The organism is Photobacterium frigidiphilum, assembly GCF_003025615.1.
Taxonomy (GTDB): Bacteria; Pseudomonadota; Gammaproteobacteria; order Enterobacterales; family Vibrionaceae; genus Photobacterium; species Photobacterium frigidiphilum.
Genome location: NZ_PYMJ01000012.1, coordinates 91914 through 105774, shown reverse-complemented (window position 1 = coordinate 105774; position 13861 = coordinate 91914). Strand labels below are relative to the sequence as shown.

Here is a 13861-nt window from a genome sequence, read left to right as displayed (position 1 = left end):
TACGTTCCATCTATTTTTGCAATTACGAATCAGTTCGTAATTGAATTAATTATTTAAAGAGAATGAATTACCGTACGTCATCGCATTACCCGTATCACTTGATGCCCCAAATGGTTTCGCACCTTGTAAACCAAGCAGGCTGAAGGTGAGTGATACGTTATTTTCGTATTCGGTATTACTCGAACCTAATGAGCTAGAGGCATACTTGTTATACGTTAAACCGATTAACCAACAAGCAGAACGATAAGTGAGGCCAACCTGACCTTCGACCATTTTGTTTACATTCAAATCATGGAAGTAATCAGCACGTACACTGATCCCGCCATGTAATGGGAACCCGGTCGAAAGCCCCAACTGAGATATGCCATCTTTATCGCCATCATCATTCACTGAGTTGGGGTTAGTAACGTATTTATCCAAATAGCTACTCGAGACATAACGGTAGTTGGGTTGGATGTACACCCCATTTTCTCGGTACTCAATCGCCCCGTTGGCTATTTGCACTTCTTTATCACTGGCATCATATTGCATCGAGCCTTTCAAGAAGAGCCAGTCGGCATAATTAAACTCAGTTTCAAGGGCGGTAGCTGAATAGCTTTCTACTTCGTCATCCACTGTTGGTTTATCGATATAGAATATCTGACCTAAGGAAAGGGTAAATCGTTCCTTAAAGTTATTATCAAAATAGCGCGTTGATGCACCAAGAGTGAATTGATTCGCAGGGGCAACATAATCGACGCTGCTATAGGTTTTATCACTAAATAGACCATAGTAATCTTGTTGTAAGCGGGTACTATCGTAGCCTCCACCGTCATCATTAACAGGATTGTAAATGCCACTTTGGTCTTTATCTTGTACATAAAGGTATTGAATTTGAGGCTCTAAGCTTTGGGTGTAATCCTGCCCCCAAATCGATGTGTCACGCTCTAGGTATAAACCGCTGTGAATGCGCGCCGTAGGAATAGTACGTGATACCGTTTCTTCTATTCCGTCACGAGAGTAGCTTTTAAGATCTTGATTATAATAAGTATAAAGTAACTTTGCTTCTGAGGTTAACGACCACCAAGGTGTTGCAAATGGCAGGGTTAATGTCGGTTCAAGGTGAACACGGGTCGCGTCTGGTTTATTCGAAGCATCGTTGGCAAAACTACTGATGCTGCTGGCCATCGAGAAATCTAACTCGTAAGGCAGGTTGGGGCGATAATAGTTAAATTCTAGCTGCGGCATTAAACGGTATTGTGAGCCTTGGCCTGTTTCGGTCAGTGGCTGGAAGTCACGCACCCGTAAGGTTGAATCCCAATATTGTTCGCGGTAAGACACTTCAGCGGTTTGTAACAAGTTATTGTCTTCACGGTTACCGATACTAGAATCAATATCAGTAAAATAGCTGAAATCACTGGTTTTACTGTAATCAACCTCAAACAACCAGTTGCTTTTGTATGTACCATTGTGCGAATAGTTAAATGCCCATCGAGAGCCATCATTACCTGCATCTGCGGCTTTATCGCTGGCGAGGTACTCGCCTTTTAATGCACCTTGGCCAAATTCGGTTAGATAACGGAAATCAGAGTTTAGCTGCAGTCCACGATTACTCATGTACTTTGGCGTTAAGGTTAAATCGTAATTTGGTGCGATATTCCAATAGAATGGGGTTTCAAACTCGAAACCATCACGCGAACCATAACTGACTGACGGGTATAAGAACCCTGTTAAACGCTCTTTACCGACCGGTACTCGAAGGTACGGTAAATAGAAAACGGGTACATCAAGCACTTCAAAACGGGCATTGTAAAGATTAGCAAAAGGTGAATCGCCTTCTCGCTCCAATGTGGTCGCAGAGAAGCGCCAACTTTTATCTTCAGCAGGGCAAGTGGTATAAGTACCATCTTTCATGCGATAAAACTGTGTGCCTTGAGCGTGTGTTTTGGTGATTCTTCGTGCTTCGCCGCGTCCAGGTTCACAGGTTAGGTTATACACCGCGTGATCCATTTCGGAATCTTCGGTATCGAGATCGCTTTGTAAGCGTTCAGAGTCGACTTCTATCGTACCGTCATGAAAATAGACGTTGCCTTCAGCGACTACAATATTTTCAGGCTGGCGAAGAGATGCCTGATCGGCCGCGATGGTACGATTTCCTTGCTGTACAACGACATCACCCGTGTAGGTGACTTTTGTTTTGTCGAGAGCTTCAGCGTGATCAGCGGTGACTTTTATGGGGTCATTGTTGGGATCTGTCGAGCGATCTTGAGGCGCAATACAAACACCACGCACTAACTCGATCTCATCCACGTTGTCACTGGTTAGAGCAAGCTCATCATTGACATCTTCGCTTAATTTATTATTTTCATTTGCCATAGCCGGACCATACAGCGCGAGGCTGATCATGGTGGCTAGTAAGCTGCGGGAGATTAATGACATCTGGTTAACATTCCTGTCTCAGTTTATGGCGCATAGCTATTTGGTTGCGCTTTTTACAAGCATTCCCGATAAATGACAGCTATCATAATGCAAATTTATCTCGACGGCATCTTTTCAAGCCACAGTGTCGAGTAAACCTTGAATAAATTTAATAAATTACCAGAGAGTATAGAATGCAGGTGTGGGGCAAAATTCTAGGCGCATTTTTTGGTTTCCTTCTTGGTGGTCCATTTGGATTGCTATTAGGTCTGTTTTTAGGGCATAAGTTCGATAAGGCACGAAGAAATGTTTATCGTGGCGGCGGCTTTGGTGGTTTTGGCACCAACCGAGCGAACAGTGAGGAACGTCAAGCCGAATTCTTTTATGCTGGCTTTGCTGTGATGGGTCATATGGCAAAAGCCAAAGGACACGTAACAGAAGAAGAAATTCGTGTTGCAAGTGCCATTATGGATCGGATGAATTTGCATGGAGAAGCTCGTCGTCAGGCGCAAAATGCATTTCGTGAAGGCAAAGAAGATGGATTCCCTCTAGAGGAAACTTTAGCAAAGGTCCGTCAAAATTGTGCAGGGCGAGCCGATTTACTGCAGTTCTTCTTAGAGTTGCAAATTCAAGCGGCATTTGCTGATGGCTCGTTGCACCAGAATGAACGCCAGCTATTACATGTTATTGCGCGTAGTTTAGGTTTCTCTGAGCGTCAGTTAGAGCAACGTTTACATATGCAAGAAGCGGCATTTCGTTTTCAGCAAGGTGGGTTTAATCAGCAGCATGGTGGTGGGTTTAACCAAGCACCAACCCGTGATCAACTCGCTGATGCCTATGAAGTTCTGGGTGTAACGGAAAGTGCAACGTCGCAAGAAGTAAAACGTGCCTACCGTAAACAAATGAATGAACATCATCCTGATAAGCTTGCAGCAAAAGGGTTACCACCAGAAATGATGGAAATCGCTAATCAAAAAGCGCAAGAGCTTCAAGCGGCTTACGATATGATCCGTAAAGAAAAAGGCTTTAAGTAATACGCAGTAATCAACGGCGTAGCGAATCAATAGTATGGTTACTATCGAATGTAACCTAAAAAATGAGAGCCTTGGCTCTCGTTTTTTTTCGACCATCGAACCTTTAAGTATAAAGGTTAGACAAGGTTTTGAGGCTTGCCTGCGACATAGGCATTCATGTTGTCAATTAATTGATTGGCCAGTGTTTGAATGGCTGAGTCCGATCCCCAAGCGACATGCGGGGTTAGAATAAGATTGGGTAAATCAGCGTTGGCAATTAAAGGGTTGCTCATATCTGCAGGCTCTTGTGTAAATACATCGACTCCAGCCCCCGCAATATCACCATTCTTTAATGCATCCACTAATGCATCTTCATCGACTAATCCACCACGACCCGCGTTAATCAAAATACTATTGGTTTTCATACGATTGAACTCATTGCTGCCTATCAGGTTTTGGGTGTGTGCACTTAATGGGCAATGCAAGGTCACAACATCTGCACAAGCTATTACTTCATCAAAAGGCCTGTAACCGTCTCTACAGGTTTCTTTTCCTTTATGCTCCGCATAGAGCACCTCCATACCTAACGCTTTAGCTAGCTTTGCTACAGCTTGCCCTAAGCTACCATTACCAATAATACCTAGAGTAGATCCCGAAATATCAGAAATAGGGTGGGAAAAAAAACAAAACTGCTTCTTCTGTTGCCAAACACCAGCTTGGATGTCTTGGTGATACCCCATCAGGTTTCTTTTTAAGGCAAACATCATGGCGATCACATGCTCTGGCACTGAATCTGTTGCGTACCCTCGAATGTTTGCCACCGTAATCTTGTGCTGGTGGCAGTATGCTAAATCGACATTGTTTGTGCCTGTTGCCGAGATCGCGATCATTTTCAGTTGGGGTAATTGGCTTAACACGTCTGCATCAAGAATGACTTTATTAGCGATCGCGATAGTCGCATGTTGCAAACGTTTGATGACTTGCTCGGGTTTTGTCGTTGCATATTCTTGCCACTCATGAGGAAAATTAGGCGATGGTAGTTGAATATGCTTGGGGATGGTCGCGCGATCGAGAAAGACTATTTTTTGAGTGAGGGGTGTTTCAGTAATTGACGGTTGTTCAATGGAAGAATGGTTTTTCATGGGAGCAAATCCGATTTGATCGTAATGAATAGTGAATCATTCATATTAAGACCAAATCTGGATGAACTCTCAAGGCTTGATATTATTTTTCTTGATTTGCTGAGGGGAATTCGATGGTTTTCATCGGCACATCAGGAAATAACTCACAGGGTGCAAAAAAGTGGATGGGCTCTTTGGTACCTGGATGCGTAAAAGCAATTTCGGCGGCATGCAAATGAAGACGGTCAGCAATCGCATTTGCTTCGTCATTGGCATAAAACTCATCACCAATTATAGGATGACCTAAAGCTTGCATATGAACTCGAAGCTGGTGTGAGCGACCTGTGATAGGGTGCAAACGAACCAATGTGGTCTGTGCTTCACGAGCAACCACTTCATAATGCGTTACTGATGGTTTCCCGTCTTCGTAACATACTTTTTGTTTGGGTCTATTCGGCCAGTCACAAATCAAGGGTAAATCAACCGTCCCCGTGTCTTGGTCTGGATGTCCCCATATGCGGGCATAATAGACTTTTTGGGTTGCGCGTTCGCGAAACTGTGCATGCAAATGACGCTCAGCATCTTTGTTTACCGCTAACATAATCAAACCAGAGGTCGACATATCAAGGCGATGAACAATGTGTGCTTCTGGGTAGTCACGTAACACTCGGCTATACACACTATCGTAATGTTCTGGGTTCCGACCAGGATTAGATAGCAAGCCAGACGGTTTATTTAACATGATAATGTCTTCATCATGATGAAGAATATCTAACCAAGGGTCAGTGGGTGGGTGGTAGTCTAAATGCGGTAACGGTTTCATTATTTACTCTGAAAATAGAGGTAATTAAAGACAAAAGCCGCGTCAGAATAGACTGGTACACGGCTTTTGAACCTAGATTAAAAGGGTTGAATTAGTTATGGCTAACAACAATGAGACGTAATGAATCCAGTTGTATTTGTGCTTTACCAATGTAACCCGTGAGATCTTGAATTTGGCTTTCAATTAGCTCTAATTCATCATCTCGAATATTAGGGTTCACCGCTTTTAATGCCTGAAGACGGGTTAATTCAGCTTGTAGGCTGTTTTCCATTTCAGTCTGTGCAGATTCGCGAACGGTCACTAATTCTTTAGCGACTTCTTGTTCTGCTTGAGCAATTAAAACGTGAATCTCTTTCTGTACTGAATTAACTAGCTTGCTTGCAAGGTGACGATTTACTGGGCTTAACTGGCGGTTGAAACCTTCAAATGCGACTTTGTTTGAGAGGTTGCTACCTTTCGCATCCAGCAAAATTCGGATCGGTGTTTTTGGTAAGAATCGACCAATACCGGATGATTTCGGTGCTTGTGCATCAACCACGTAAACCATTTCGAGCAATAGTGTACCAGCAGGCAATGCTTTGTTTTTCAATAATGAAACGGCTGTAGCACCAACGCCTTCAGATAGTAGTAAATCAATACCACCTTGAATCATTGGGTGTTCCCAGCTAATAAAGTGCAAGTCTTCACGTGATAGTGCCGTTTCACGATCAAAGGTGATAGTACAACCGTCGTAAGGTAAACCAGGGTAGCTTGCCACCATCATGTGCTCGGAAGGGGTCACGACAATGGCGTTTTCACCTTTATCATCTTGATTCAAACCAATGGTATCAAATAAGCCCAGAGAGAAAGCGATAAGATTGGTATCGCCATCCTTTGATGAAATCTGAGTAACGAGATCATTGGCTGCATTACCACCGTTTGAGTGGATTTCTAACAGACGGTCACGGCCTTGATCCAATTTCGCTTTCAACTCGTGGTGCATTGCTGTACTTTTTTCAATCAAGTTTTCTAGGGCTTCCGGCTCATGTTTTTCACATGCTAATAGCGCTATTAGATCGTCACTAACGGCTTCATAGACAGCACGGCCAGTAGGACAAGTTTCTTCAAAAGAGTTTAAGCCTTCGTTGTACCAGTGCGCTAGCAAGGCTTGAGACGTACCTTCTAGGTGCGGTACATGAATTTCAATATCACGCTGCTGACCAATACGATCAAGGCGACCAATACGCTGCTCAAGTAAGTCAGGGTTATTCGGTAAATCGAACATCACTAACTGATTTGCGAATTGGAAGTTACGCCCTTCAGAGCCGATCTCTGAACATAACAATACCTGAGCACCGTCATCTTCTTGTGCGAAGTAAGCTGCTGCTTTATCACGCTCGATAATCGACATGCCTTCATGGAACACCGTCGCACGAATACCTTCACGCTCACGTAATGCTTGCTCTAGGGTTAAGGCTGTTTGTGCGCGAGAACAAATAACCAATACTTTCTCGTTACGGTTTGCTTTTAGCATATCCAGCAACCAGTTTACACGCGGGTCAAAGTTCCACCATGTTGCTGACTCACCTTCGAATTCTTGATAAATATCTTCAGGGTAAAGCAGTTTAATGGCTTTTTGTTCAGCCGATATAGAGCCAGACATCATGCTGGAAACACGCATCGCTGTTTTATACTGCGAAGGCAATTCTAGCGGGTACATGTTGAGATGACGTTCAGGGAACCCTTTAATCGCAGCACGTGTATTTCGGAACAATACGCGACCCGTACCATGACGATCCATCAAACTATCAATTAATTCATGACGCACGGTTTGCGCGTGTTCATCATCAACGTCGCTAGATTCGATAAGACGAAGTTTGGGTTCAATATCCTGTTCTGACAGTAAATCGACTAACGTTTTTCTAGCGTCATCATCGATTATCTCTCCAGAAAGCAAGCGAGTAACGGCTTCTGCCACAGGGGCGTATTGGCGCTCTTCTTCCACAAAGGTTTCGTAATCATAAAAACGGTCAGGATCGAGCAAACGTAGACGAGCAAAGTGACTTTCACGACCGAGTTGTTCTGGTGTTGCCGTTAGCAGTAAGACGCCGGGTGTTGCTTCCGCTAAGGCTTCAACCACTTGGTACTGGCGACTTGGCTTATCTTCACTCCACTCTAAGTGGTGTGCTTCATCGACAACCAATAAATCCCAATCGGCATCTTGTGCTTGTTCGAAACGACGGCGACTTTTACGCAAGAAATCTAACGAACATAATACGTATTGAGCAGTCTCAAATGGGTTAGTTGCATCTGCAAGTGATTCGACGCAACGTTCTTCATCAAAAATCGAGAAGTGTAAGTTGAAACGACGCATCATTTCGACAAGCCATTGATGTTGAAGCGTTTCAGGCACAACAATCAGAATACGTTCAGCACGACCTGCAAGCACTTGCTGGTGGATGATCATACCGGCTTCAATCGTTTTACCTAAACCGACTTCATCTGCGAGTAATACACGGGGTGCGTAACGTCGACCCACTTCATGCGCGATGAATAACTGGTGAGGAATTAAACCTGCACGCATACCACACAGACCACGTAATGGGCTCTTATGTTGTTCATATTGATTGGTAAGAGCGCGGTAGCGTAAGGCAAAACGATCCATACGATCGATTTGACCCGCAAATAATTTATCTTGTGGTTTGTTAAAGCGAATTTGGTGACTTAGGAAGATTTCACGTAACTTTACGTTTTCTTCTTCAGTGTCCGTACGTGTACCAATATAAGTAAAAATACCGCCATTTTCTTCGACGATTTTTACCTCTAGTGACCAGCCGTCATGGCTTTCAACTACATCACCAACATTAAACATTACACGGGTAACTGGAGCATCACTTCGTGCATACAGGCGGCTCTCTTCACAGGCGGAGAACATTATGGAAACTGTTCGCTTATCTTCAGCAACAACGGTACCTAAACCTAAATCACTTTCAGTATCACTGATCCAACGTTGGCCCAAAGTAAATGGCATAGTAGTAAAAGCCTTCTAATTATTTGATATATCGGAGAATGTGTAACCCGGCACGAATTTTTTTTTGGTCTACACTGGTATTAAGTGTAAGCCAGAATTCGCCACGGTTAAAAGGGAAGTAATGGTACTGCATGATGTGATTAAGGTCACGGTGAAAGTGATCAATCCGCCTTACAGTTTTTATTGTCACATTTATTTAAAATCTCCGGTCTTTAATAGTAACTACAAAATTTAGATTATTAACAATAGTCATTTTGGCTTACGCTTTAAGAGTGATAGTAATTTGATTGCTGTCAGACTGTTACCAAGGAGGTGCTTATGGACGATTATGAACGGAAAATCTTTGTACTAGATACGAATATTCTACTTCACGAACCTCTCGCTATTTATTCATTTCAAGAACACGATGTTGTCATTCCAATGACAGTGCTGGAAGAGTTAGATCGCATCAAAGATAGTAAGCGAGATGTCTCTCGTGACGCTCGTGTTGCCATTAGGGCGTTAGAAGATATATTCCACGACGCAACCCCAGAACAAATATCGGCCGGTATTCCATTCACTAACCAAGTAGGCAAAAAAGGCACGGTTGCGATATTTGCTGATTATGAAATAAAACAAACGGTTCAGGCTTTTTCTGATAAAGCGGGCGATAACCGTATTCTTAATGGTGTTTTATATTTACAAGAGCAGCATGCCCCTCGTGATGTTGTGCTGGTAACGAAAGACATTAATATGCGCTTACGTGCCAAAGGCGCGGGTGTGTGTCATGTGGATGATTATCGTTCTGATCAGCTAATTGATGATATTAAGTTACTGACGAAAGGTTTTCATTGTTTTGAAGGGCGTTTTTGGGAAGGTGTTGCGGAGTGCCATTCTGAAAACAGGGGACGTTCAACGGTACATACATTACCGAGAAATCTATTTGAAACGCCGTTTATTAATCAATACTTATTAGATGACGGTGGTGATTTTACTGGTCGAATCCAAAGTATTGATGATGATAGCGTTACCGTTAAAGATATTGGTCATGATCGGTTGATGCACCGTCAAGCATGGGGTCTTCACCCTAAAAATGTGTATCAAGGTATGGCGCTTGATGCGATGTTAGATCCCGATATTGATTTAGTGATCCTTACTGGTCCTGCGGGCTGTGGTAAAACCATATTGGCGATGGCGGCCGCGCTTGAGCAGGTCATTGAAAAAGGTATGTATGACAAGATAATTGTTACACGTAATACGCCGGAAATCGCCGAGTCGATTGGTTTCTTGCCCGGAACAGAAGAAGAAAAAATGATGCCATGGTTAGCGGCGGTAACCGATACTATGGAAGCATTGCATAAAAACGATGTATGTACTGATGGCTCAATGAAATATATCTTTGATAAAGCCAATATTCAGTTCAAATCGATAAACTTCATGCGTGGTCGTTCTATTCAGAATGCGTTTGTATTACTGGATGAATGCCAGAATTTAACTGCCTCTCAAATTAAAACCATCATCACTCGATGTGGTGAAGGCACCAAGCTGGTCTGCTCGGGGAACTTAGCGCAGATCGATTCCAGTTATCTCTCACCCGTTACCTCGGGCCTTACCTATATTGTTGAACGCTTTAAGAATTTTGAAGGTAGTGCCAATATCTACCTTAATGGGGTCGTCCGCAGTCGTCTTGCTGAATTTGCGGAAGAAAATCTTTAATGTTCTCAACGTTTCTTATTTAAAATCCTAAGTATTGTATTAAAGCTTCATCTTTTGGCTCACCCAGCACTTGCTGGGTTGGGCCAAACACGCGTATTTTTCCATTATGAATAAAAGCACATTTATTGGATATTTTTAGCGCATCGTCTGGGCTATGAGTGATCATTAAGACGGTGATTTTTTGCTCTCGTGCAATATGTTTGACTAACTCCAGCATTTCTTTTCTCAACGCGGGATCCAACGCCGAAAAAGGTTCATCCAGTAACAACAACGGGCGCTGGCGAATTAAACAACGCGCTAATGCGACGCGTTGCTTTTGACCGCCAGAAAGTTGTTCTGGTAGGCGTTCAAGGTACTTACTTACCCCGACTCTTGAGGCTGCCACCACAATATCTTCTTTCTCTTGGCGTGATAGCTTTAATCCCGGATGAATACCTAAACCGATATTTTCAAATACTGTTAAGTGTGGGAATAGATTATGTTCTTGAAATAACATCGATAACGGACGTTCGGCAGGTGCTTGTGTGGTGATGAGACCGCCATTGAGATGCAGTTCACCGCTATCTGGTTTAAGAAAACCTGCAATCATGGCAAGCAATGAACTTTTACCAGCGCCACTTGGGCCGATTAACGCAATGATATCGCCTTTATTGGCGATAAGATCGAAAGACATCAATAATGATTCATTGTGGGAGGCATTCCCCTGATGGGTATAGCAATGGTTTAGTTGATCGAGCTGTATCATGATTGTATTCACTTATCGACGTCCTGCTTTACTGCTTTTAAACGGATTGCGGTGAGAGTTCTGTGTTTTAGGGCGGCTTATCAATGCGTATTCGACTAGGCTAAATAACCCTAAGCTCAGCAGTAGTAATAGCAAGGCAGCCACAGCTGCAGCGTCCATCTGATAACTGCCCAGCAGCTGGAATAAATACAGGGGCAACGTTTGGAAATCTTGGCTGCCAAACAAAGCGATTGCCCCTAAATCACCTAATGATAAAACAAAACCAATGGCTAATGCCTGTGCGATGGGTTTGCGTAAGGCTCGCCACTCTACCAACTTCAGGCGTGACAGGCCGCTCATCCCTAGGCTGTGGCATAAAGGATTATATTGTTGAGCAACGTGTAACATGGGTTGGCTTAAGGTTTTAATCACATAAGGTAGTGCCATCAACGCATTCACTGTAACTACCACCCAGAATGCTGTCGCAAAGACATCGGTATATTGGCGCAGCAAAAGAAATATTCCCGTGCTCAACACCAGACTAGGTGTGACTAAAATCATAGTGCCGAGCAACTCTATACCATCAGCTTTAAATTTCTGTTGCTGGATCCGCCAATGTCGGCTGGCTAATAAAATAGCGATACCCGCAGAGGTTGCAAAAAAACACGCCAACATGGCAATTTTTAATGAATTAGTGACAGCTTGCCACAATGCTGGTTGGCTTAATTGTTGAAATAGTTGGCTGTTTAAGCCAGCCCCAACAACGGCCAAAAGTGGTGGGATCACCAACAATAAAACACAGCTAATCCAGAAGCCATCCCAGATTTTTTCATATTTGCTATCGGTGTAATTCTGTGGCGATTGTTCTATTGAGCCTGACAAAGTTGAAAGGGGTTTAGTAAAGCGTTGAGTAAACAAAACTAAGCTACAGCAAATCAACATTTGCCAGATGGCAAGAATAGCGCCGGCTGCTAAATCAAAGTCGTAGCGTAATGCTTGATAAATGGCGAGCTCAATGGTGGTGGCTTTGGGCCCACCACCCAACGACATAATAACGGCGAAGCTGGTAAAGCACAGCATGAACACTAAGCCTATTACATGGGGCATTTGCTGACGTAAACGCGGCCAAGCAATGAAACGGAATTTATTCCAACCGGTTAAGCCTAAATGGGCGGCAAGCTTATGTTGTTCGGCTGGAATACCTTCAAGGCTTTGTAATAATAAACGGGTTGCTAGCGGTAAATTTAAGAAAACGTGCGCGAGTAAAATACCATTTAAGCCATAAATACTAAAAGGAAGTGGTTGGTCGATTAAACCAAAAAGTTCAGCCAATAAGCCACTTTTCCCGTAAATGGCGAGCAAGCCAAAGACTGCTACCAACACGGGAAGAACTAAGGTCATCGCAAATAAACGGAGCAACAAGTTACGCCCAACAAATTGGCGACGTGATAAGGCATAAGCAATGGGTATGGCTGGGATCAGGCTTAATACTGTAGAGAGAAATGCTTGAGTAAAACTGAATACAGTGACGTGACGAAGATAAGGATCCTGCCAAATAAGAAAAGGGTTCAACTCGGATGCTTGGCTGATCAATGCTGTAATCGCACTGATCACCAATAAGAGAATCAACCCAGCGCTGAATACGCCGGGAAGTGTGGTGCTAAAACGGTTATTCATCATTGAGTTAATGCTTGCTGCCATTCACGGATCCAAGTGCGGCGTTGTGCTGCAACATCATCTGCATTGAACTCTAGTGCTTGTGCTGGCACGGTTAATTGATCGAAACCGTCTGGTAATGTTTGTTTTGTTACGGGGTACATCCAGTTACCCGTTGGCATGGCAGATTGGAAATCATCACTCAAAATGAACGCCATAAATTGATCGGCAAGTTTCGGGTTTTTGGCCGCTTTTAGCTTTGCTGCGACTTCTACTTGCATGTAATGACCTTCGCTAAAATTAGCCGCTTTATATTTCGCGTCTTTTTCTGCAATGATGTGGTATGCCGGTGAGGTGGTGTAAGACAGCACCATGTCAGATTCACCCTTAAGGAACATATTATAGGCTTCAGACCAACCTTTGGTGACTGTTACGGTATTTTTTGCCAGCTGTTGCCATGCAGCTGGGGCTTTATCACCGTATACTGATTTCATCCATAACATCAAACCTTGGCCGGGTGTCGAGGTGCGAGGATCTTGGTAAATCACACTAATATCATCCCGTTTTACTAATTCAGCTAAGCTTTTGGGTGGGTTAGTCAGCTTTTCTGAATCGTAGACAAATGCAAAGTAGCCATAGTCATAAGGTACAAATGTTTTGTCTGTCCAGCCATTAGGCAGAATCACTTTGTTGGTATTAATCTTATGTTCCGCTAATAACCCTGTCTTTTTAGCTTCGGTCATTAAGTTGTTATCTAAGCCTAATAACACATCAGCCTTGGTATTTTTACCTTCCAGACGTACGCGATTTAATATCGAAACACCATCATCCAGTGCGACAAAATCGATAGTACAGTCGCATTGGGCTTCAAATGCTTTTTTGATCGTAGGGCCGGGGCCCCAATCTGATGCAAATGAGCTGTAGGTATATACCGTTAGGGTGTTGTCATTTGCTAACGCTGGCATTGCGATTAATGCTAGAGATAATAGTGGAAGTGATTTTTTCAAGATACGCTCCTGATGCCCTTGCATCCTGCGAGGGGTAATATTTCAAATGCGCGTAGGTTGAGAAGGTATGAGCATCATGCTCTTATATATGATTATTTTAGTGTGTATTTTATGCTTAATACTAGTAACCATCAGACACGCACTAAAAAGTGAAGCGACCTTCTTTTCTCAATTCCTACGCCAGTATGACCTGGTTCAGGTTCTGTGGGTTCTGCGGTGCAATCTCAGCCTGTACTCTAGTTGCTACGTGCATCTGTATAAATACGGGCTCCCCAATGAGAACGGTTGTTATTGTAATCGTGCAAGTAAGCAGTTGCTAGTAGATTGCATCAGAATGATGAGCTCGCACATTCTACATGAGTGTGAAAGTGCGATAGATGGATGTTTAATCGTACGATTTTGCTGGATTACTTTG

General features: G+C 43.4%; 9 protein-coding genes and 1 riboswitch. Of the genes, 2 read left to right on the top strand and 7 right to left on the bottom strand.

Annotation, left to right across the window (positions count from 1 at the left end; genetic code table 11):
* Positions 1-45: 45 nt before the first annotated feature.
* Entirely contained in the window at positions 46-2418 is a 2373-nt protein-coding gene (gene lptD / locus C9J12_RS13745; RefSeq protein ID WP_107243235.1) for an LPS assembly protein LptD, read from the bottom strand.
* Positions 2419-2591: 173 nt separating this feature from the next.
* Here lptD and djlA point away from each other — a divergent pair, with 173 nt between their 5' ends.
* Complete coding sequence (gene djlA, locus C9J12_RS13740; protein WP_011217195.1) at positions 2592-3431, top strand: co-chaperone DjlA; 840 nt, start codon at positions 2592-2594, stop codon at positions 3429-3431.
* 116 nt (positions 3432-3547) lie between these two features.
* On the opposite strand, the gene C9J12_RS13735 is transcribed toward djlA, so the two are convergent.
* The 3 genes from C9J12_RS13735 to rapA form a co-directional block, all read right to left on the bottom strand.
* Positions 3548-4552 carry a D-2-hydroxyacid dehydrogenase gene (locus tag C9J12_RS13735; RefSeq protein ID WP_107243234.1) on the bottom strand — a complete coding sequence of 335 codons (1005 nt, stop codon included), beginning with the start codon at positions 4550-4552 and terminating at the stop codon, positions 3548-3550.
* Between the two features lie 82 nt (positions 4553-4634).
* Entirely contained in the window at positions 4635-5354 is a 720-nt protein-coding gene (rluA, locus tag C9J12_RS13730) for a bifunctional tRNA pseudouridine(32) synthase/23S rRNA pseudouridine(746) synthase RluA (protein WP_107243233.1), read from the bottom strand.
* A 91-nt stretch (positions 5355-5445) separates the two neighbouring features.
* Positions 5446-8364, bottom strand: a complete 2919-nt coding sequence (rapA, locus tag C9J12_RS13725; RefSeq protein ID WP_107243232.1) for an RNA polymerase-associated protein RapA — start codon at positions 8362-8364, stop codon at positions 5446-5448.
* A 318-nt stretch (positions 8365-8682) separates the two neighbouring features.
* Between rapA and C9J12_RS13720 the strand changes: the two genes are divergently transcribed.
* Complete coding sequence (locus C9J12_RS13720; protein WP_107243231.1) at positions 8683-10059, top strand: PhoH family protein; 1377 nt, start codon at positions 8683-8685, stop codon at positions 10057-10059.
* Positions 10060-10078: 19 nt separating this feature from the next.
* Here the strand turns inward: C9J12_RS13720 and thiQ are convergent, their stop codons facing one another.
* Genes thiQ through thiB form a run of 3 tightly spaced genes read right to left on the bottom strand, consistent with a single transcriptional unit; the run spans position 10079 to position 13404 of the window.
* Positions 10079-10804 carry a thiamine ABC transporter ATP-binding protein gene (gene thiQ / locus C9J12_RS13715; RefSeq protein ID WP_193944669.1) on the bottom strand — a complete coding sequence of 242 codons (726 nt, stop codon included), beginning with the start codon at positions 10802-10804 and terminating at the stop codon, positions 10079-10081.
* A gap of 12 nt (positions 10805-10816) precedes the next feature.
* Positions 10817-12484: a thiamine/thiamine pyrophosphate ABC transporter permease ThiP gene (gene thiP, locus C9J12_RS13710; RefSeq protein WP_407675680.1), complete on the bottom strand. Its 1668-nt coding sequence runs from the start codon at positions 12482-12484 to the stop codon at positions 10817-10819.
* A complete protein-coding gene (gene thiB, locus C9J12_RS13705) occupies positions 12460-13404 on the bottom strand; it encodes a thiamine ABC transporter substrate binding subunit (protein WP_407675681.1) in 945 nt (314 codons plus the stop codon). Before thiB ends, thiP begins: the two co-directional genes overlap by 25 nt.
* 197 nt (positions 13405-13601) lie before the next feature.
* Positions 13602-13731, bottom strand: a riboswitch (TPP riboswitch).
* Positions 13732-13861 lie beyond the last annotated feature (130 nt).

What these genes read in the sequence shown, in the direction of transcription:
- rapA (WP_107243232.1), bottom strand. Translation starts at nt 8,364, where the DNA reads ATGCCATTTACTTTGGGCCAACGTTGGATCAGTGATACTGAAAGTGAT.
- lptD (WP_107243235.1), bottom strand. Translation starts at nt 2,418, where the DNA reads ATGTCATTAATCTCCCGCAGCTTACTAGCCACCATGATCAGCCTCGCG.
- djlA (WP_011217195.1), top strand. Translation starts at nt 2,592, where the DNA reads ATGCAGGTGTGGGGCAAAATTCTAGGCGCATTTTTTGGTTTCCTTCTT.
- rluA (WP_107243233.1), bottom strand. Translation starts at nt 5,354, where the DNA reads ATGAAACCGTTACCGCATTTAGACTACCACCCACCCACTGACCCTTGG.
- thiB (WP_407675681.1), bottom strand. Translation starts at nt 13,404, where the DNA reads ATGCCAGCGTTAGCAAATGACAACACCCTAACGGTATATACCTACAGC.
- thiQ (WP_193944669.1), bottom strand. Translation starts at nt 10,804, where the DNA reads ATGATACAGCTCGATCAACTAAACCATTGCTATACCCATCAGGGGAAT.
- C9J12_RS13720 (WP_107243231.1), top strand. Translation starts at nt 8,683, where the DNA reads ATGGACGATTATGAACGGAAAATCTTTGTACTAGATACGAATATTCTA.
- thiP (WP_407675680.1), bottom strand. Translation starts at nt 12,484, where the DNA reads ATGGCAGCAAGCATTAACTCAATGATGAATAACCGTTTTAGCACCACA.
- C9J12_RS13735 (WP_107243234.1), bottom strand. Translation starts at nt 4,552, where the DNA reads ATGAAAAACCATTCTTCCATTGAACAACCGTCAATTACTGAAACACCC.